Below are 16,845 nucleotides of genomic sequence, written 5' to 3' on the forward strand. Positions count from 1 at the left end.
GGCCGCATTGCCCATGGGCTATAGCCCAGATCATAAGCGGTTGAAACATAAAGATGGATAGCCATGCCGGAATTACCAGAGGTCGAAACCGTAAGGCGCGGGCTTGCCCCCACCATGGAGGGCGCGCTGCTGGCCGAACTGGAGCTGCGCCGCAAGGATCTGCGCTTTCCCTTCCCGGCCGAATTCTCCCGCCTCGTCTCCGGGCGCGGCATTGCGTCGCTGTCGCGCCGCGCCAAATATCTGCTGATCGATCTCGATGACGGCATGACGATCATCGCCCATCTCGGCATGTCCGGCTCCTTCCGTGTCGAAAGCGGTGCCGCCGCCGATACGCCCGGCGCATTCCATCATCCGCGCTCCAAGGACGAAAAGCACGACCATGTCGTCTTTCACCTGACGGGGGCAAACGGCGCGCAGAGAGTCATCTATAATGACCCGCGCCGCTTCGGCTTCATGGATATCGTCCGGCGCGCCGATCTTGCCAGCCACCCGTCGTTTCGCGATCTCGGCCCGGAGCCGACGGGCAATGCCCTGAGCGCCAACTATCTGGCGGAGCGTTTTTCGGGCAAGGCGCAGCCGCTGAAGAGTGCGCTTCTCGATCAGAAGAACATCGCCGGTCTCGGCAATATCTATGTATGCGAGGCACTGTGGCGCTCGCATCTGTCGCCGCTGCGCGCCGCCGGCACGCTGGTCACCGGCGCCGGCGCGCCGAAAGAGGAACTGCTGCGACTGGTCGAGGCGATCCGCGAGGTCATCGCCGATGCGATCGCCGCCGGCGGCTCTTCCTTGCGCGACCATATCCAGACGGACGGTTCGCTCGGCTATTTCCAGCATTCCTTTTCCGTCTACGATCGTGAAGCAGAGCCTTGCGGCACGCCCGGCTGCGGCGGTACGGTCGCCCGCATCGTGCAGGCGGGGCGCTCCTCCTTCTATTGCGCCGCCTGCCAGAGCTGACCGGAAGGGGAGGAACCGACTTTGAAGGGAGAGAGACATGGCTTATGAAACGCTGATCGTCGAAACGCATGGCGCCGTTGGCCTCATCCGGCTCAATCGGCCGCAGGCGCTGAACGCGCTGAACTCGACCGTGCTGGCCGAACTGAAACAGGCCTATGCGGCCTTCCATGCCGACGACGCCATCGGCGCGATCGTGCTCACCGGCTCGGAAAAAGCCTTCGCCGCCGGCGCCGACATCAAGGAGATGCAGCCGCTCGACTTCGCCGATGTCTATAAGGGCGATTTCATCAGTGGCTGGGATGAGATCGCCAAGGCGCGCAAGCCGGTTATCGCCGCCGTCGGCGGCTTTGCGCTCGGCGGCGGCTGCGAACTCGCCATGATGTGCGACTTCATCATTGCCGCCGATACCGCGAAGTTCGGCCAGCCGGAGATCACGCTTGGCATCATCCCCGGCATGGGCGGGTCGCAGCGGCTGACGCGCGCCGTCGGCAAGGCAAAAGCGATGGACCTGGTGCTGACCGGCCGGATGATGGATGCGGCGGAAGCCGAGCGTGCCGGCCTGGTCTCCCGCATCGTGCCCGCCGACAGGCTGGTGGACGAGGCGCTGGCCGCCGCCGCCAAGATCGCCTCGCTGTCGCGTCCCTCGGTGCTGATGGCCAAGGAGGCCGTCAACCGGGCGCTGGAGACGACGCTGGAAGAGGGGCTTCGTTTCGAACGCCGGCTGTTCCACAGTCTCTTTGCCACCGAGGACCAGAAAGAGGGCATGGCCGCCTTCATCGAGAAGCGCAAACCCGTCTTCAAGAACAGATGAGGGAAAGAATCCGGAATTGCGCGGGTTCCGTGAGAATCCGCGTTGACGCCGCCGCTCATTCCGGTTATATGCCCGCCACAGTTTGGAAAGCCGATCTGGTTTTCCGCAATTGCTCCCGCATTGCTGGATGAAGTGGCCGCAGGGCCCGCGCTGCAATGACGGAGTTATGTTCGAATTCTAAGAGAGGCATACATGGCCAATACCAGCTCGGCGAAAAAAGCGACCCGCAAGATCGCCCGCCGCACCGACGTCAACAAGGCTCGTCGCTCGCGCGTTCGCACGTTCGTCCGTCAGGTCGAAGAAGCCATCGCATCGGGTGACGCATCCCGCGCGAAGGAAGCCTTCCTCGCAGCGCAGCCGGAACTGGCGCGCGCAGCCACCAAGGGCGTCCTTCACGCCAACACCGCTTCCCGCAAGGTTTCGCGTCTTGCCAAGCGCGTGAAGGCGCTTTCGGCTCCGACCGCGTAATTTTTCGTTAACGATTCAATCGTTAGAGTTAAGCCCGGCCCTCGCGCCGGGCTTTTTGGATTCGGCCGAATTCTGTTCGTTTCCTCAAAATGTAGCCGGCTGATCATGTCAATGACATGACAGAAATATAAACGTAAAAACAATGGGTTGCGGCAGGATATCTCGACGCTGCGTGATCCATGTGATGCATTGCCGGCTCACAAGTGAGTCAAGGGATTTTTTATTTTTTTTGTTTTTAAACCCCAAGGAATCGCGCTGAACGGGAATCTCCTTGATTCAAAAGCGATTCTTTTTTGACGGCCTTGTGACAGTCAAAATTGGCCTCCTGAGTCAAGGACCGGCTCTTAATTTTGTGTAAAATTCATCGTTGATATCCGCCTTCGATCCTGCCTAAATGGCTTTCAACAAGGGGCGCGGACATCACCTTAAACGGCTTCGGCGAACACTGCCATTAAAGGCAGCGTGGGTGATTTTTGTTCCTTGTGACGGAGCAGTTCAGTTTCGTTTTTTCAAACAGTTGACGAGTTGAGACCGCAAGCGGCAACGGTTGCGGAATGAGAACGCTCGTCTGCCTTTACAGTCCAAGTCCCAAGCGTGGCTGTAGGGGAGGGGAGAAAAATTGACAGCCGTTTGGCGCAGTCGGTCGGAATACGAGGACCGGACGACTGCTCCAAATGCAGATACCAGGACCGAGACCGCTCGAGCAGTTGGTTTCGCCGAGGTGTCCGCTTTTGGCCCGTTTGGCTGGGCCCGGCTGATGAACCGGTATACGGGGAAGCTCACACAGCGAGCGCGACCGTTATACCATGGCGTAGACCTAAGGGCGGCGGCGCAAGTTCCGCCCTATAAGAAGAGACTCTGGAAGGCGGCACTAATGCAGATAAATACGAGGACGACGGGTGCATTGGAAAATGGGGACAATGCATCACAGGCGTTCAGCGCGGTTTGTCTTGAAGCGGCGGGGGAAAAGGGGGAGGTCCAGCATAACGTGTTGTTCGAGCGTGTCAGCGCACGCTTGAAGGCCCAGGTCGGTCCGGATGTTTATGCCAGCTGGTTTGCACGGCTGAAGCTGCATTCGGTCTCCAAGAGCGTCGTTAGGCTGACTGTCCCGACGACATTCCTGAAGTCCTGGATCAACAATCGTTATCTGGAGCTCATCACCGGCCTGTTCCAGGCGGAAGATGCGGAAATCCTGAAAGTCGAGATCCTGGTGCGCACGGCGACCCGTCCGGGAGCAAAGCCATGCGCGGACGAGCAGGCGGCCATTCCCGATGCGGCTTCAGTAGCGCCGATCCGCCGCCCGGTGGCCCAGCCCGCCGGTCAGGTCGTGGCCCAGGCCGTCAGCGCGGCCGCCGCCGCCCGTCCGGCGACCGCGGGTACGCCGCTGTTCGGCTCGCCGCTGGATTCCCGCTTCACCTTCGACACCTATGTCGAGGGCAGCTCGAACCGGGTCGGCCTTGCCGCCGCCAAGACCATCGCGGAGGCCGGTTCCGGCGCCGTGCGGTTCAATCCGCTCTTCGTCCATTCGACGGTCGGCCTCGGCAAGACGCATCTCCTGCAGGCGATCGCCAACGCTGCCGTGCAGAACCCGCGCGGACTGCGCGTCGTCTATCTGACGGCGGAATATTTCATGTGGCGCTTTGCGACCGCGATCCGCGACAACGACGCGCTGACGCTGAAGGATTCGCTGCGCAACATCGATCTGCTGATCATCGACGACATGCAGTTCCTGCAGGGCAAGATGATCCAGCATGAGTTCTGCCATCTGCTGAACATGCTGCTCGACAGCGCCAAGCAGGTCGTGGTTGCTGCCGACCGCGCCCCCTGGGAGCTGGAATCGCTCGATCCGCGGGTTCGCTCGCGCCTGCAGGGTGGCGTTGCCATCGAGGTCGAGGCGCCGGATTACGAGATGCGTCTCGAAATCCTCAAGCGCCGGCTGGATGCCGCCCGCCTGGAGGACCCGTCGCTGGAAATCCCGGCCGAGCTCCTCTCGCATGTCGCCCGCAATGTGACGGCAAGCGGCCGCGAGCTGGAAGGCGCGTTCAATCAGCTGATCTTCCGTCGCTCCTTCGAGCCGAACCTGACGGTCGAGCGGGTCGACGAGCTGCTGGCGCATCTGGTCGGCTCCGGCGAGCCGCGTCGCGTCCGCATCGAGGATATCCAGCGCATTGTCGCGCGGCATTATAACGTCTCGCGCCAGGAGCTGGTTTCCAACCGCCGCACCCGCGTTATCGTCAAGCCGCGCCAGATCGCCATGTATCTGTCGAAGACGCTGACGCCGCGCTCCTTCCCGGAGATCGGCCGCCGCTTCGGCGGGCGCGATCACACGACGGTGCTGCATGCGGTGCGCAAGATCGAGGAGCTGATTTCCGGCGACAGCAAGCTGTCGCACGAGATCGAGCTGCTGAAGCGCCTGATCAACGAATAATTCGCGGTCCTTATCCGTGTCTTATCGACGGCCGGCTTCATCGCCGGCCGTTTTCCTTTATGCGGCGTTTATTCTATAAATATCTGAAATGCTGAGTCGGATGCCCGGCTTCCCGCGGCCGGCGGCGCCAGTCTGGGAGGATATCGATGGGCTTCGACAGGATCGCCGTTCTCGGTCTCGGCAAGGTCGGCCGGCTTGCCGCCACCTTGCTGCAGGAAAGCGGCTTTGCCGTCACCGGCGTCGATGCGCGCCTGCCTGGGGATGCCCTGCCCTTCGCCTGCGAGACGGGCGATGTCGCCGATCCCGCGCTGATCGGCAATCTCTTCTCCCGCGTCGATGCCGTGCTCTCCTGCCTGCCGTTTCACCTGAACGCCGCGCTGGCACGTCTCGCCCATGCCGCCGGCATCCATTATTTCGACCTCACGGAAGATGTTTCGACCACCAACGGCATCATCGCGCTTGCCGGCAGCGCCCGCGGCCTGATGGCGCCGCAATGCGGCCTGGCGCCCGGTTTCGTCGGCATTGTCGGCGCGAGCCTTGCTGACGCCTTCGACCGCTGCCGCTCGATCCGTATGCGCGTCGGCGCATTGCCGCAAAATCCGACGGGATTGCTCGGTTACGCGTTCAACTGGTCGCCGGAGGGTGTGGTCAACGAATATCTGAACGATTGCGAAGTGATCGAGGGCGGCGTGCGCAAGCTGGTCTCGCCGATGGAATGGCACGAGACGCTCTATGTCGACGGCGTCAAGCTCGAGGCTTTCACCACCTCGGGCGGGCTTGGAACCATGTGCGCCACTATGCTCGGTCGCGTGGAAAACCTCGACTACAAGACCATGCGCTATCCCGGCCACATGGAGCTGATGAATTTCTTCTTCCACGAGTTGCTGATGCGCGACCGCCGGGCTCTTGCCGGCGAGATTCTTACCGAGGCGAAGCCGCCGGTCGAGGACGATGTCGTCTATGTCCATGTCTCGGCGGAGGGTACGATCAACGGCAATCTGCGCCGCAAGGAGTTCGTCCGCGCCTATTATCCGGTCGAGATTGCCGGCGAGAACCGCACGGCCATTTCCTGGACCACCTCGGCCTCCGTCGTCGCCGTCATCGAACTGGTGCGCGCCGGGCGGCTGCCCTCCACCGGCTTCCTGCATCAGGAGCATATTCCGCTCAGCCTCTTCCTGGAGACGCGGACCGGCAGCCTGTTCAAGGGCGGGGCCACCCATCGCCAGTGATGCGCTCGCCTATGCCGGTGGCGTCGGCTGTGCAACCTCGGAAAACAGCCAGGCGCGGAAAGCGACGATCGCCGGACGCTCCAAGGCCGCCGGCGGATAGACCAGATGATAGGCGAGCGTGCTGGCAAGTCCCATCGGGAAGGGCGCGACCAGCGTAGCGTCGGCCAGTTCCTTCCCGACGAAGGAACGGCGCATCAGCGCGATGCCGAGACCGGCTTTCATCGCGTGATAGGCGCCCGTGCCGTCGGTGAAGATCGGACCGCGCGTGGCATCGACCCTCTTCGCGCCCGCCGCTTCCAGCCAGAGCTGCCAATCGCGCCGATAGACGTCATGGATCAGGGTCAGACCCGCCAGCGCATCGGGCGAAGGGGAGGAGCCGAGAGTGGCGGCGATCTCGGGCGTACAGACCGGCACATATTCGTCGTCGAGCAGCCGCTCGCTCGCCAGGCCCTCATAGCCGCCGAGACCATGGCGAATGGCGATATCGATACCATCCCGCTCGAAATCCATCATCCGGTGCGAGGCGCTGATGCGCAGGTCGATGTCCGGATGCGCCTGCTCGAAGCGCATGAGGCGCGGCACCAGCCAATGCGTGGCGAAGCCGGCCGTGCAGGTGACGGTCAGCACGCTGTCGCGCGCCCGCCGCGTCAAGGCCGAGGTCGCCTCGCGGATCAGCCGGAAGGCCGTGCGCATGGTCGCGAAATAATCCGCGCCCTCGGCCGTCAGCGCCAGACTGCGCGGCCGGCGGTCGAAAAGCCGGACACCAAGCGCTGTTTCGAGGTCGCGGATCTGCAGGCTGACGGCACCGGGCGTGACATGCAGCTCCTTGGCGGCGGCCGTCATGCTCAGGTGCCGGGCGGAAGCTTCGAAGGCGCGCAGCGCCGAGAGAGAAGGCAGATAATCCATGACGATTGAGTTCAGCTAAAGCATATGGTGAAAAAGACTCGTTTGCCTACGGCGTCGGATCGGCGGATTATTGTATTTGTATCAATGGTTGGCAAGAAATAACGTCTTTGCCTCCGTTGAGTGTAACTCAATCGATCGGGAGAGGTATTCATGGCGCAGAAATCCATGGGCGTGGCGGAATGGGGCATGCTGTTTGCCCTGTCGCTGCTCTGGGGCGGCTCGTTTCTGTTCAACGGCATTCTCGTGCGCGAGCTCCCTCCCTTCACCATCGTCACGGCGCGCGTCGCGCTGGCGGCGATCGCCCTGCACCTCATCGTCCGGATGACCGGGCAGGCGATGCCGCGTGACCGTCAGGCCTGGGCTGCCTTCTTCGGCATGGGCTTCCTCAACAACGTCATTCCCTTCCTGCTGATCGTCTGGGGCCAGACGCATATCGCCAGCGGTCTCGCCTCGATCCTGAACGCCACGACGCCACTCTTCGCCGTGGTGGTGGCGCATGTTCTGACGACGGACGAGAAGATGACCGGCAACCGCCTGATCGGCGTCATCGTCGGCTTTGCCGGTGTGGCGCTGATGATCGGTCCATCGGTGCTGGGTAGCCTCGGTTCGAACGTGCTGGCGCAGCTTGCCGTGCTGGGCGCCGCCTTTACCTATTCGCTCGCCGGCATTTTCGGCCGCCGCTTCCGCCGCATGGGCCTTGCGCCGATCATCCCCGCGGCCGGGCAGGTGACGGCCTCGACCATCCTGTTGCTGCCGGTCGCCCTTTTCGTCGATCATCCGTGGACGCTGGCGATACCCTCGACGGAAACCTGGCTGGCGCTGGCCGGTCTGGCGATCCTGTCGACCGCGATCGCCTATGTGCTGTTCTTCCGCATCCTGGCGACGGCGGGGGCCACCAATCTGATGCTGGTCACCTTCCTCATCCCCGTCAGCGCCATCCTGCTCGGCGCGCTGATCCTCGGCGAGCAATTGCAGCCGAAGCATTTCATCGGCATGGCATTGATCGCCCTCGGCCTGGCGGCGATTGACGGGCGGCTGTTGGCTTTCAGGAAGAAAGGCGTGGCGGCATGATGAAACGACAGGCCGAGTGTCTTAGAGCAATTCCAGGAAAAGTGCGCAGCGGTTTTCCGTCCGGAATTGCGTAACAACAAATGTATAGAGCGTTTTCGCGATTCGAAGAAACGCGGAAACGCTCTAGCGTGCCAGATCCGCCACGACGGAATCGAGGATCAGCATGCCTGCCGGCGTGCAGCGCAGGCGGGAATTGCCGAGACGCTCGATGAAGCCGTGTTCCAGCAGGAAGCCTTCGCGCTCCGGGTCGAGATCGCGGCCGGAAAACTGCCGCCAGCGCACGAGATCGATGCCCTCTTTCAGGCGCAGGCCCATCAGCAGCAATTCGTCCGCCTGTTCGTCATAGCCGAGCATCTCCTGATCGGCGATGCCGTGACCGTCACTTTCCACCAGCTCCAGCCAGGTCTCCGGCTTGCGCTCGGTGGCCGTTGCCAGTTTCTTAGGACCGTGGGTCAGCCGGCCATGGGCGCCGGGGCCGATGCCGGCATAGTCGCCATAGCGCCAATAGGTGAGGTTGTGGCGGCTCTCGGCGCCGGGGCGGGCGTGGTTGGACACCTCGTAGGCCGGCATGCCCTCGCGCTCGGTGATCTCCTGCGTCGCCTCATAGAGCAGTGCCGACTGGTCTCCATCCGGCACGATCAATTTGCCGGCCTTGTGCAGGCCGTAGAAGGGCGTTCCCTCCTCGATGGTTAGTTGGTACAGCGAAAGGTGGTCGACCGCGTAGGAGATCGCCTGCCTCAGCTCGCGCTCCCATTCCTCGACGGTCTGGTTCGGGCGGGCATAGATGAGATCGAAGGACATGCGCGGAAAAATCTCGCGCGCCAGCCTGATCGCCTTCAGCGCGTCATCGACATTGTGCAGCCGTCCGAGGAACTTCAGGTCGCGGTCGTTCAGCGCCTGCACGCCCATCGACACGCGGTTGACGCCGGCTGCCCGATAGCCGCGGAAACGTTCGGCCTCGACGCTGGAGGGATTGGCCTCCATGGTGATTTCGATGCCGTCGGGCACATGCCAGTGCCGGGCGATGCCGTCGAGAATGGCGGAGACCGTCTCCGGCTTCATCAGCGACGGCGTGCCGCCGCCGAGAAAGACGCTGGTCACCGTCTTCGGGCCGCTGAGCGCCCGCATCGACGCCATCTCCTTCAGGAAGGCGGCGGTAAAGCGCTCCTGATCGACCGGCTGATGGCGGACATGGCTGTTGAAATCGCAATAGGGACACTTGGCCGCGCAGAAGGGCCAATGCACATAGACGCCGAAACCGGGTTCGCCGGTATCGGGCAGCAATTTGGCGTCGCGCGTCATGCTCTGCGGTTCCATGATGTCCACGGGCTTGAGCTTACGCCTCCAGGCAGGTTTCGACAAAGCGCTTGAAGGCGCGGGCGCGATGCGACAGCGCTTGCGGTTCGCCCGGCTTCCAGCCGTGCTTTTCCTCGGCGCTCATCTCGCCGAAGGTCGTCTCGTAACCCTGCGGCTGGAAGACGGGATCGTAGCCGAAGCCTTGGGTGCCGCGCGGCGGCCAGGCGACGGTGCCCTCGACCTCGCCGCGGAACAGTTCGGTGTGACCGTCCGGCCAGGCCAGGCAAAGCACGCTGACGAAGCGGGCCGTGCGGCTTTCCGGCGTCTTGGCGCCGACCTTTTCCAATGCCGTTTCGACCTTCTGCATGGCCATGGCGAAATCGCGGGTGCCGTCGGCCGTTTCGGCCCAGTTGGCGGTATAGACGCCGGGATCGCCGCCGAGCGCGTCGATCACCAGCCCGGAATCATCCGACAGCGCCGGTAGGCCGGAGGCATTGGCCGAAGCGAGCGCCTTGATCGTCGCATTTTCCTCGAAGGTCGTGCCGGTCTCGTCCGGCTCGATGAAATTCAGATCGGCGGCGGATTTGGCGGTGAAGCCGAACGGGCCGATCAGGTCCTGGATCTCGCGGATCTTGCCGGCATTGTGGCTGGCGACGACGATGGTCTTGGTGTCGAGCTTGCGCATGTCCTGTCCTGTCAGATGCCCCAGATTTTGGGTTCGGCGCATTCCAGGCTGTTGCCGGCCGGATCGCGGAAATAGATCGAACGGCCGCCGCTCGGCCAGTGGAAATCGGCCTCGATGGCAATGCCGGCAGCTTTCAGCTTCTGCGCCATCGCCTCGATATCATTATTGCTCACCCGAAAGCAGACATGACCGTTGCCCTTCGTGCCGTGCGCGGGCACGGGCAGGGCGCCGGGCTCCGGCGGCTTGATGGTCTCTTGGCTGTTGAAGATCAGCAGCACGCCTGGACCGCAGCGATAGAAGACATGGCGGTTGCCGCCGCGCGAGATTTTCGCGAGCCCGAGAATGCCGCCATAAAAGGCCTCGGCCGCATCGAGATCGTCGGCATAGAGCGCCGTTTCCAGAATGCCTTCGAGAGCCGTGTCGACCATTGCCGCTTGTCCTTAGGCGATCGCCTGCTTCTGCAAAGCCACCAGTTCGGCGACGCCGTTCTTGGCGAGCTGCATCAGGCTGGCGAATTCCTCTTCGCTGAAGGGGGCTCCCTCGGCCGTGCCCTGGATCTCGACGATGCCGCCGGTGCCGGTCATGACGAAGTTGGCGTCGGTTTCAGCCGAGGAGTCCTCAAGATAATCGAGGTCGATCACCGGCTGGCCGGCGAAGATGCCGCAGGAAATCGCGGCGATATGGTCCTTCAGCACGCGCTCGACCTTGATCATATTGCGGCTTTCCATCCACTTCAGGCAGTCGTAGAGCGCGATCCAGCCGCCGGTGATCGAGGCCGTGCGGGTGCCGCCGTCGGCCTGGATGACGTCGCAGTCGACGGTGATCTGGCGCTCGCCGAGCTCCTTCAGGTCGACGACGGCGCGCAGCGAGCGGCCGATGAGACGCTGGATTTCCTGGGTGCGGCCGCCCTGCTTGCCGGTGGCGGCTTCGCGCTTCATGCGCTCGCCGGTGGCGCGCGGCAGCATGCCGTATTCGGCCGTGACCCAGCCCTTGCCGCTGTTGCGCAGCCATGGCGGCGTCTTGTCCTCGAGGCTTGCCGTACAGAGCACATGCGTATCCCCGAACTTCACCAGGCACGAGCCTTCCGCATGCTTGGAAAAATTGCGCTCGAAGGACACCTTGCGCATCTGGTCGGTTTTTCTGCCTGAAGGCCGCATTCCAATCTCCTGAACGTTGATGGACCGCTTCTACGATCCACCGGCGGCTTTTGCAAAGGAAAAGCAGGCGCGGGCACCCCGATAGGGTCACGTCGGCATTTTTCCCTTTTGCCAAGGCTAACTGAATGATTATATTTTGCCTAAGGCTCAACAGAATGGATTTGACAGCGAAATGGGGTTCACGACGTCGTCGGTTTCGGATGCCATTGCCGCATTGGACGAGCGTTCCAAGGAAATCTTCCGCCGTATCGTCGAAGGTTATCTCGAGAACGGCGAGCCGCTCGGTTCGCGCAATCTCTCGCGCCTGTTGCCCATGTCGCTGTCGCCGGCCTCGGTGCGCAACGTCATGAGCGATCTCGAGGAGCTCGGCCTGATCTATTCGCCGCATATCAGCGCCGGCCGCCTGCCGACGCAGGTGGGCCTGCGCTTCTTCGTCGATGCCTTCATGCAGGTCGGCGATCTCTCGGCGGAAGACCGCGCCACCATCGACCGGCAGGTGCGCGGCAGCAATCGCGATCATCCGATGGAATCGGTCATGACCGAGGCGAGCCGCATGCTGTCGGGCATCTCGCGCGGCGCCGGGCTGGTGATCACCTCGAAGAGCGATCCGATCCTGAAACATGTCGAATTCATCCGCCTGGAGCCGACCAAGGCGCTCGCCGTGCTCGTCGGCGACCATGATCAGGTGGAGAACCGCATCATCGAGCTGCCGGCCGGCGTCACCTCCTCGCAATTGACGGAAGCGGCGAACTTCCTCAATGCCCATATGACCGGCCAGACCTTGCCGGACCTGCGCCGGCAATTGCAATCGCTGAAGGAAAGCGTGCGCCACGAGCTGGATACGCTGTCGCACGAACTGGTGGAACGCGGTATCGCCGTCTGGTCCGGTCGCGATGACGATGGCAAGCCGGGCCAGCTCATCGTGCGCGGCCGCGCCAATCTGCTGGCCGAAGTGGGCGGCGCCGAGGATCTGGACCGGCTGCGCCTGCTGTTCGACGATCTCGAAAAGAAGGACAGCCTGATCGAAATCCTCAATCTCGCCGAAAGCGGGCCGGGCGTGCGCATCTTCATCGGCTCGGAGAACAAGCTCTTCTCGCTTTCCGGCTCGTCGCTGATCGTGGCGCCCTATCGCGACGATGACGACCGCATCATCGGCGCTGTCGGCGTCATCGGCCCGACGCGGCTGAACTATGCCCGCATCGTGCCGATGGTCGACTATACCGCCCAGCTGATTTCCAAGCTGTCGCGGCCGGGGCTTTGACGAGACGCGGCTTCAGCGATGGCGTTCATTGGAACGCGGTCACTCGGGGAGCAGAGTTCCCGACCCGCCCATCTCCGCCGGCATGTCCTTTTGCTTCGGCAGGCCGTCCCTCATATGCAGCACGGTGTTCTCGTAGTTGACGTGAAGCATCGGCTGAAAGTCGAGGGTTGGAATGATCGCGGCGTAAACGTCGGTCACGCCCCACAAAGGGTGTTCGGTCAGCAGATGGCCGCCGCATAGTTCGCACCATTTGCGCAGGCTCGTTTCGCTTCTCTGATAGCTGCCGACATGTTCGGCGCCCTTGGTGATGCGGACGGCGTCCGGCGGCCAGAGCGAGAAGGCATTGATCGGCCCCGCCGACCATTCGCGACAGGAATCGCAATGGCAGTAGCCCATCGCGACCGGTTCGCCACTCACCGCGATCTCCACCGCGCCACAGAAACATTTGCCCGAATGGGAGTTGCTGCTGGACATGGTTCATACCTCATGTCGTGTTGAAACGGCTCCGATTATACCGGCAAAGGCCCTTGGAGAGTAGAAGCCCTAACGGGGGAGGCGTTCTCAGCCGATTGGTATTCGCTCAAATAAGACCGGATTGCCGGGAATCGGCTGTTCTTCACCACAAAGCCTTGATTTTTTCCGGCCAAACCTCGATATCGGGCACATCCAAAAGACAAAGCAATTCGGAGACCGTCATGACCGACGAAACAACGAAAACCGGACCTGACGCCACGGCGACCGATCTCGCGCAAGATGTCGCGGATACCGTGGAGACGGCGGCTGCATCCCAAGAGCCGGATCCGGTCGAGCTGCTGAAGGCAGAGAACAGCGATCTGCGCGACCGCTACCTGCGCCTTGCCGCCGAAATGGACAATCTGCGTCGCCGCACCGAGCGTGACGTCAAGGATGCCAAATCCTATTCCGTCGCCAGCTTCGCCCGCGACATGCTGGCCGTGTCGGACAATCTGCGCCGCACGCTGGAGGCCATCCCGGCGGACGCGCTTGCCGCCGCCGATGCCGGCCTCAAGACGCTGGTCGAGGGCGTGGATATGACGGAGCGTTCCATGCTGTCGGCGCTGGAGCGCCATGGCGTGCGCCAGATCGAGCCGGTCGGCCAGAAGTTCGATCCCAATTTCCATCAGGCGATGTTCGAGGTGCCCAACACCGAAGTTCCGAACAACACCGTCGTGCAGGTGGTCCAGACCGGTTACACGATCGGTGAGCGCGTCCTGCGCCCGGCCATGGTCGGCGTCGCCAAGGGTGGCCCCAAGGCCGAGGTTTCCGAGCCGGGCAGCAACAGCCCGCTCGACGAGAAGGACGCCTGAGCCTCAACGCAATTCCAGGAAAAGTGCCCAGCGGTTTTCCGTCCGGAATTGCGTAAAGCAAAAGGCAATTCCAGGAAAAGTGCACAGCGGTTTTCCATCCGGAATTGCGCAGAGCCAAAAAGCCAGACTGAAACGACAAGAGCCGGATGACCTCGTCATCCGGCTCTTGTCGTTTGGTGTCCTGAATTCAGGCGAGGCGGTCAGGCGGCGTTGGAGGCCTGTTCCTCATTGAGGAAAGCGTAGATCGCCGAAGCGGAATCGGTGGCGCGCAGCTTGGCGACGAGATCCTGGTCGCGCAGCACGCGCGCAATGCGCGACAGCGCTTTCAGATGGTCGGCGCCGGCGCCCTCGGGGGCGAGCAGCAGGAAAACGAGATCCACGGGCTGGTCGTCCAGCGCCTCGAAATCAACAGGCGCCTCCAGGCGCGCGAAAATGCCGATGATCGACTTGATGCTGTTGAGCTTGCCGTGCGGGATGGCAATGCCGTTGCCGACGCCGGTGGATCCCAGGCGTTCGCGCTGCAGCACGACGTCGAAGATCTCGCGTTCGGGCAGTCCGGTCAGTTTGGAGGCCTTGGCTGCCAGCTCCTGAAGCAGTTGTTTTTTGGAATTTGCCTTCAAGGCGGGGATGATCGCATCTTGGTGCAGCAAATCTGCCAATGCCATTCTCTTTATCCTTCGTGTCGCCGAGATTCGATGACGGGAGAGGGGCGACCAGCCGACATGGTGCCGGCCGCCCCTCGATCTTTTGTCTCAGCCTTTGATATTGGCGGCGTCGATCCAGCCAATGTTGCCGTCTTGACGACGGTAAACGATGTTCAAATGTTCCTTGCCGGGGCTGCGGAAAAGCAGCAGCGGCTCGTCGGTCATATCGAGCGCCATCACGGCGGTCGCGACCGACATGGTCTTCAGTTGCTTCGTGCTTTCGGCGATGATCGCCGGCGCGAAATCGGTAGGCACTTCGTCGTCATCATCGGGCACGCCGTCCATGACGGTATAGGCAACCTCGACATGTCCGTTCGTGTGGTTGCTGGCCTGATGGTCCTTCAGCTTGCGCTTATAGCGGCGCAGGCGCTTTTCGATGCGTTCGGACGCCGCGTCGAACGCCAATTGCGGGTCCATGGCTTCTCCGGCAGCATGCAACACGACGCCACTGTCGAGATGAAGTTTGCAATCGGCTGCAAAGCGGGAACTGGATTTCTGCACCGTCACTTGGCCTGAATACCCCCCGTCGAAGTATTTCGTCACGGCCATACCGATCTGGTCTTCAATCCGCTGGCGGAAGGAGTCACCAATTTCCATATGTTTACCGGAGACACGCACACTCATGGAGTTTCCCTTCTTGTAGTGGTTATTGCGCGTATCAGTTTACGCCAAGCCTCAAGCTCATCCAAGCACTTCACGCGGTCAAAGACAAATTGCGTTTATCAGGCGCCTTTTAGGATGATGGGGATAAGTTCATGGCAGTGCCGTGCCGCACCGATTGCGGCGGGCTTCTAGCTCCGCCACACCGGAAAGTCAACTGTATCTTAACGATCCGTTAGGGTGTCCGCAGTCTGCGGTTGAAGCCGGGCGATCGCTAGAAGCCGGCGACTTTTGCCAGCGCGCGCTTCTCTCTGCGGCGTTGCACGGACGAAGGGATGTTCATCGCCTCCCGGTATTTTGCAACCGTGCGGCGAGCCAGCTCGATGCCGCCCTTTTTCAGCGTATCGACGATATCGTCGTCGGAAAGCACGGCTTCCGGGCTCTCGCTGGAAATAAGCTGGCGGATCTTGTGGCGCACCGCCTCGGCCGAGTGGCTGTCGCCGCCTTCGACGGCGCTGATCGAGACCGTGAAGAAATATTTGAGCTCGAACAGACCGCGCGGCGTCAGCATGTATTTGTTCGACGTCACGCGGCTGACGGTGGATTCATGCATCTTGATGGCATCGGCCACGGTCTTCAGATTGAGCGGCCGCAGATGATCGACGCCGTACAGCAGGAAGGCGTCCTGCTGCCGGACGATCTCGCTTGCCACCTTCATGATCGTCTTGGCGCGCTGATCGAGGCTGCGTGTCAGCCAGTTGGCGTTCTGCAGGCATTCCGACAGGAAGGCGTGATCCTGGCTCGTCTTGGAGACGGAGGCGAAATAAGACTGGTTGACGAGAACGCGCGGCAGCGTATCGGGGTTAAGCTCCACCAGCCAATTGCCGTCCGAGGCGGGTCGCACGACGATATCGGGCGTGATCGCCTCGGATATGCCGGTTTCGAAGCCGCTGCCGGGCTTCGGGTTCAACTGGCGGATTTCCGCCATCATGTCGAGCAGGTCTTCCTCGTCGACGCCGCAGATCCGCTTCAGCGTCGCGAAATCGCGGCGGGCGAGCAGTTCGAGGTTCTGGATCAGCCGCTCCATGGCCGGGTCGAACCGGTCCTTCTGCCGCAGCTGGATCGCCAGGCACTCGCTGAGGCTGCGGGCGAAGACGCCGGGGGGGTCGAGCTGCTGCAAGGCGTCGAGCACCCGCTCGATATCGGTCAGCGCCGCGCCGAGGCGTTCGGCCGTTTCCGGCAAATCAGCCTGCAGATAGCCGGCATCGTCGAGCTGGTCGACAAGATGCTGGGCAATCAGCCGGTCGGCCATATCAGGCAGGGAGAAGGGGATCTGCTCGTTCAGATGGTCGCGCAGCGAAACCTGGCCGGCGACGAAATCGTCGAGATCGTAGCTTTCGCCGGCCTCGCCGCCGGGCATCGACTTCCATTGGCTCAGAAGCTCGGGCGCATCGGCGCGCTGCGGGCTGCCGTCATCGGGAAAGACATTGCTGAAATTGGTGTCGAGTTCGTCGCTCAGCCGGTCGGCATGCCCGGTGTTTTCGCTCTCGTACCAGTCGCTCGCCAGGTCGCCGCCGCCGCGCTCGAAGCTGTCGTCGCCGTGGTTTTCATCCGCGCCGTCGAAACGCTCTTCCTTCGCCTCGCGGTCACCGCTGCTGCCTATATCCTCGTCATTTGACGTAAATTCGAGCAGCGGGTTCTTCTCGACTTCCTGCGCGATGAATTGCGTGAGCTCGAAATGGGTCATCTGCAGCAACTGGATGGATTGCATCAGTTGCGGTGTCATCACCAGGCTTTGGCTTTGGCGCAGAAAAAGATTGGCCGATAATGCCATGGCGGACGCGAGACTCCCTTGATCTCTTCGAAAATCCGCGTTTTCTGTCAGGAAAAAAGCCGCAGAATTCCAACTGGCCCAAAAATTGCTTTTTTATTGGGTTTGGTCAAGTGGAA

17 protein-coding genes are annotated in these 16,845 nt (G+C 62.1%); 8 read left to right on the forward strand and 9 right to left on the reverse strand.

Annotated elements, in window-relative coordinates:
• The first annotated feature begins 63 nt into the window (after positions 1-63).
• The 5 genes from mutM to FHX11_RS25625 all read left to right on the forward strand — a co-directional run bounded on the left by mutM (position 64) and on the right by FHX11_RS25625 (position 5,890).
• A complete protein-coding gene (gene mutM, locus FHX11_RS25605) occupies positions 64-954 on the forward strand; it encodes a bifunctional DNA-formamidopyrimidine glycosylase/DNA-(apurinic or apyrimidinic site) lyase (protein WP_184362792.1) in 891 nt (296 codons plus the stop codon).
• A 37-nt stretch (positions 955-991) separates the two neighbouring features.
• Positions 992-1,765 (forward strand): enoyl-CoA hydratase, encoded by a 774-nt coding sequence (locus FHX11_RS25610; protein ID WP_184362795.1) that lies wholly within the window; start codon positions 992-994, stop codon positions 1,763-1,765.
• A 192-nt stretch (positions 1,766-1,957) separates the two neighbouring features.
• Positions 1,958-2,233 carry a 30S ribosomal protein S20 gene (gene rpsT, locus FHX11_RS25615; protein ID WP_184362798.1) on the forward strand — a complete coding sequence of 92 codons (276 nt, stop codon included), beginning with the start codon at positions 1,958-1,960 and terminating at the stop codon, positions 2,231-2,233.
• A gap of 874 nt (positions 2,234-3,107) precedes the next feature.
• A complete protein-coding gene (gene dnaA / locus FHX11_RS25620) occupies positions 3,108-4,661 on the forward strand; it encodes a chromosomal replication initiator protein DnaA (RefSeq protein WP_184362801.1) in 1,554 nt (517 codons plus the stop codon).
• A gap of 146 nt (positions 4,662-4,807) precedes the next feature.
• Positions 4,808-5,890: a saccharopine dehydrogenase C-terminal domain-containing protein gene (locus FHX11_RS25625; RefSeq protein WP_184362804.1), complete on the forward strand. Its 1,083-nt coding sequence runs from the start codon at positions 4,808-4,810 to the stop codon at positions 5,888-5,890.
• 9 nt (positions 5,891-5,899) lie between these two features.
• Here FHX11_RS25625 and gcvA read toward each other — a convergent pair whose 3' ends face one another.
• A complete protein-coding gene (gene gcvA / locus FHX11_RS25630) occupies positions 5,900-6,796 on the reverse strand; it encodes a transcriptional regulator GcvA (protein WP_184362807.1) in 897 nt (298 codons plus the stop codon).
• A 150-nt stretch (positions 6,797-6,946) separates the two neighbouring features.
• On the opposite strand from gcvA, the gene FHX11_RS25635 reads away from it, so the two are divergent.
• A complete protein-coding gene (locus FHX11_RS25635; protein ID WP_184362811.1) occupies positions 6,947-7,867 on the forward strand; it encodes a DMT family transporter in 921 nt (306 codons plus the stop codon).
• A gap of 123 nt (positions 7,868-7,990) precedes the next feature.
• Here the strand turns inward: FHX11_RS25635 and hemW are convergent, their stop codons facing one another.
• The 4 genes from hemW to rph are packed head-to-tail and all read right to left on the reverse strand — an operon-like array spanning position 7,991 to position 11,005.
• A complete protein-coding gene (gene hemW, locus FHX11_RS25640; protein WP_184362814.1) occupies positions 7,991-9,169 on the reverse strand; it encodes a radical SAM family heme chaperone HemW in 1,179 nt (392 codons plus the stop codon).
• 34 nt (positions 9,170-9,203) lie between these two features.
• Complete coding sequence (gene rdgB, locus FHX11_RS25645; RefSeq protein ID WP_184362817.1) at positions 9,204-9,848, reverse strand: RdgB/HAM1 family non-canonical purine NTP pyrophosphatase; 645 nt, start codon at positions 9,846-9,848, stop codon at positions 9,204-9,206.
• Between the two features lie 11 nt (positions 9,849-9,859).
• Positions 9,860-10,276 carry a VOC family protein gene (locus FHX11_RS25650; RefSeq protein ID WP_184362820.1) on the reverse strand — a complete coding sequence of 139 codons (417 nt, stop codon included), beginning with the start codon at positions 10,274-10,276 and terminating at the stop codon, positions 9,860-9,862.
• A gap of 12 nt (positions 10,277-10,288) precedes the next feature.
• Positions 10,289-11,005 (reverse strand): ribonuclease PH, encoded by a 717-nt coding sequence (gene rph / locus FHX11_RS25655; RefSeq protein ID WP_184362823.1) that lies wholly within the window; start codon positions 11,003-11,005, stop codon positions 10,289-10,291.
• Between the two features lie 172 nt (positions 11,006-11,177).
• On the opposite strand from rph, the gene hrcA reads away from it, so the two are divergent.
• Positions 11,178-12,266 carry a heat-inducible transcriptional repressor HrcA gene (hrcA, locus tag FHX11_RS25660; RefSeq protein WP_184362826.1) on the forward strand — a complete coding sequence of 363 codons (1,089 nt, stop codon included), beginning with the start codon at positions 11,178-11,180 and terminating at the stop codon, positions 12,264-12,266.
• A 39-nt stretch (positions 12,267-12,305) separates the two neighbouring features.
• Here the strand turns inward: hrcA and FHX11_RS25665 are convergent, their stop codons facing one another.
• A complete protein-coding gene (locus FHX11_RS25665) occupies positions 12,306-12,740 on the reverse strand; it encodes a GFA family protein (RefSeq protein WP_184362829.1) in 435 nt (144 codons plus the stop codon).
• A gap of 221 nt (positions 12,741-12,961) precedes the next feature.
• Here FHX11_RS25665 and grpE point away from each other — a divergent pair, with 221 nt between their 5' ends.
• Complete coding sequence (grpE, locus tag FHX11_RS25670; RefSeq protein ID WP_184362833.1) at positions 12,962-13,591, forward strand: nucleotide exchange factor GrpE; 630 nt, start codon at positions 12,962-12,964, stop codon at positions 13,589-13,591.
• Between the two features lie 200 nt (positions 13,592-13,791).
• Here grpE and ptsN read toward each other — a convergent pair whose 3' ends face one another.
• From ptsN to rpoN, 3 genes are all read right to left on the reverse strand, one after another.
• Positions 13,792-14,256, reverse strand: coding sequence for a PTS IIA-like nitrogen regulatory protein PtsN (gene ptsN / locus FHX11_RS25675; protein ID WP_184362835.1), 465 nt, complete (start codon positions 14,254-14,256; stop codon positions 13,792-13,794).
• A gap of 87 nt (positions 14,257-14,343) precedes the next feature.
• Positions 14,344-14,919 (reverse strand): ribosome-associated translation inhibitor RaiA, encoded by a 576-nt coding sequence (gene raiA / locus FHX11_RS25680; protein ID WP_184362838.1) that lies wholly within the window; start codon positions 14,917-14,919, stop codon positions 14,344-14,346.
• 250 nt (positions 14,920-15,169) lie between these two features.
• On the reverse strand, positions 15,170-16,729 hold the full coding sequence (rpoN, locus tag FHX11_RS25685) for an RNA polymerase factor sigma-54 (RefSeq protein ID WP_184362840.1): 1,560 nt from the start codon (positions 16,727-16,729) through the stop codon (positions 15,170-15,172).
• Between the last annotated feature and the right edge of the window lie 116 nt (positions 16,730-16,845).

Origin of the sequence: Rhizobium sp. BK602 (genome assembly GCF_014195095.1) — a bacterium.
Taxonomy (GTDB): domain Bacteria; phylum Pseudomonadota; class Alphaproteobacteria; order Rhizobiales; family Rhizobiaceae; genus Rhizobium.

Bases quoted from the DNA above. Each gene is read 5' to 3' on its own strand.
- hrcA (WP_184362826.1), top strand. From the start codon at position 11,178: ATGGGGTTCACGACGTCGTCGGTTTCGGATGCCATTGCCGCATTGGAC.
- rpsT (WP_184362798.1), top strand. From the start codon at position 1,958: ATGGCCAATACCAGCTCGGCGAAAAAAGCGACCCGCAAGATCGCCCGC.
- grpE (WP_184362833.1), top strand. From the start codon at position 12,962: ATGACCGACGAAACAACGAAAACCGGACCTGACGCCACGGCGACCGAT.
- FHX11_RS25650 (WP_184362820.1), bottom strand. From the start codon at position 10,276: ATGGTCGACACGGCTCTCGAAGGCATTCTGGAAACGGCGCTCTATGCC.
- hemW (WP_184362814.1), bottom strand. From the start codon at position 9,169: ATGACGCGCGACGCCAAATTGCTGCCCGATACCGGCGAACCCGGTTTC.
- gcvA (WP_184362807.1), bottom strand. From the start codon at position 6,796: ATGGATTATCTGCCTTCTCTCTCGGCGCTGCGCGCCTTCGAAGCTTCC.
- rph (WP_184362823.1), bottom strand. From the start codon at position 11,005: ATGCGGCCTTCAGGCAGAAAAACCGACCAGATGCGCAAGGTGTCCTTC.
- mutM (WP_184362792.1), top strand. From the start codon at position 64: ATGCCGGAATTACCAGAGGTCGAAACCGTAAGGCGCGGGCTTGCCCCC.
- FHX11_RS25635 (WP_184362811.1), top strand. From the start codon at position 6,947: ATGGCGCAGAAATCCATGGGCGTGGCGGAATGGGGCATGCTGTTTGCC.
- FHX11_RS25665 (WP_184362829.1), bottom strand. From the start codon at position 12,740: ATGTCCAGCAGCAACTCCCATTCGGGCAAATGTTTCTGTGGCGCGGTG.
- raiA (WP_184362838.1), bottom strand. From the start codon at position 14,919: ATGAGTGTGCGTGTCTCCGGTAAACATATGGAAATTGGTGACTCCTTC.
- FHX11_RS25625 (WP_184362804.1), top strand. From the start codon at position 4,808: ATGGGCTTCGACAGGATCGCCGTTCTCGGTCTCGGCAAGGTCGGCCGG.
- ptsN (WP_184362835.1), bottom strand. From the start codon at position 14,256: ATGGCATTGGCAGATTTGCTGCACCAAGATGCGATCATCCCCGCCTTG.
- rpoN (WP_184362840.1), bottom strand. From the start codon at position 16,729: ATGGCATTATCGGCCAATCTTTTTCTGCGCCAAAGCCAAAGCCTGGTG.
- dnaA (WP_184362801.1), top strand. From the start codon at position 3,108: ATGCAGATAAATACGAGGACGACGGGTGCATTGGAAAATGGGGACAAT.
- FHX11_RS25610 (WP_184362795.1), top strand. From the start codon at position 992: ATGGCTTATGAAACGCTGATCGTCGAAACGCATGGCGCCGTTGGCCTC.
- rdgB (WP_184362817.1), bottom strand. From the start codon at position 9,848: ATGCGCAAGCTCGACACCAAGACCATCGTCGTCGCCAGCCACAATGCC.